1 protein-coding gene is annotated in these 1,674 nt (G+C 73.7%); it reads left to right on the top strand.

Annotated elements, in window-relative coordinates:
• On the top strand, positions 1–1,674 hold a 1,674-nt coding region (locus CIW48_RS32790; protein WP_149314503.1), incomplete at both ends, for a glycosyltransferase.

Here is a 1,674-nt window from a genome sequence, read left to right as displayed (position 1 = left end):
GCCGCCGGGCTGATGGCTGCGCCCGAGGATCTCGGCACCTACCCGCCCATGGAAGCCCCCGCGGCCCACGAATGGGACCGCCTGCCCCGGGCCCTGCCCATCGCCGACGCCCGCGTCGTCGTCATCGTCCCCGTCTACAAGGGCCGCGGCGAGACCCTGCGCGCCATCCACGCCTGCCTGTCCCAGCCCCAGGCCACGCCCTTCACCCTGCTCGCCGTCAACGATCGCTCCCCCGACCCGGAGCTCACCGCCGACCTCGCCCACCTCGCCGGCCGCGGCCTGTTCCACCTCGTCGAGAACGCGACGAACCTCGGCTTCGTCCGCTCGGTCAACCGCGCCCTCGGCCTGCGCCAGGGCCGCGCCGTCGTCCTGCTCAACTCCGACGCCGAAGTCTTCGGCGACTGGCTCGACCGTCTGGTCGCCCACGCCGAGCCTCAGACAGCACCTCAGGCCGGGTCCGGCGGCGAGGCAGGGATGGGGGCGGGGCTGCCCGTGGGCAGCGTCACGCCGCTCTCCAACAACGCCACGATCTGCTCCTACCCGCGCTTCAACGCCAACAACACCATGCCGCTCGAGATCGCCCGGCCCGAGCTCGACCGCATGGCCGCGCAGGTCAATTGCGGCCGCGCCGTGCCCGTGCCCACCGGCGTCGGCTTCTGCATGTACATGACCGCCGCCGCGCTGGACGCGGTCGGCGATCTCGACGCCGAGGCCTTCGGCAAGGGCTACGGCGAGGAGAACGACTGGTGCCTGCGCGCCATCAAGGCCGGGTTCGTCAACCTGCTCGCCGAGGACGTGTTCGTCTACCATGCCGGCCAGATCTCGTTCGGGCTGGACGAGGGCGGCGAGTACGTCCAGGGCCAGGCGGCGCTGCTCGCCAAGCACCCCGACTACCCGGCCCGGGTCGGGCAGTTCGTCCAGGCCGATCCCGGCCGGCGCGGGCGGGCGCGGCTCGACCGGGCGCGGCTGGCCCGGCACTTCGCGGGCCGGGCGCTGCTCTACGTGACCCACAGCTGGGGCGGGGGCATCCAGCGGCACATCGACGACATGATCGCCCAGGCCCGGGCCGAGGGCCTGAGCGTGGTGCTGCTGCAGATCGACCGAACCCGCAACCTGGAGGTCCACGTCTCCTACCGCAGCCCCGAGTTCCTGTACCTGCCCAACCTCGACAGCCTGTACCTGCCGCGGGACGCGGCGGAGCTCGCGGACTTCGTCGGGCAGCTGGCGCCGGTTCTGATCCACGTGCACTCGCTGGCGGGGCTGCGCTGGGGCGCGGCGCGGGCGCTGATGGACGTGGTGGCGGGCTCGGGGCGGCCCTACGCCTGGACGCTGCACGATTACTCGCCGGTGTGCCACCGCAACCACCTGGTCCAGCCGGACGGGCGCTATTGCGGCCTGGCGCCTGTGGCGCAGTGCCGGTCGTGCCTGGCGGTGGACGCGGACGGGTTCGAGGAGCCGGATCCGGGCGAGCGGCGGGCTGTGTTCGGGGCGTTCCTGGCCGGCGCGGCGCGGGTGTTTGCGCCATCCGCCGACACGGCCGTCCGGATCCGCGCGGTATATCCGGACCTGCCGGTGACGGTGCGGCCGCACCTGGAGCCGGAGCGGTCGGTGCGCGACACCAGCCTGCAGCGGCCCGGCCGCGTCCGCCGCGTCGCCGTGCTCGGCGCGATCAGC

It is taken from the genome of Methylobacterium sp. P1-11, from assembly GCF_008329595.1.
In the GTDB taxonomy this organism is placed as follows: Bacteria; Pseudomonadota; Alphaproteobacteria; order Rhizobiales; family Beijerinckiaceae; genus Methylobacterium.
The sequence above is the reverse complement of the archived record's forward strand: the minus strand, read 5'-3'. Positions and strand labels throughout refer to the sequence as shown.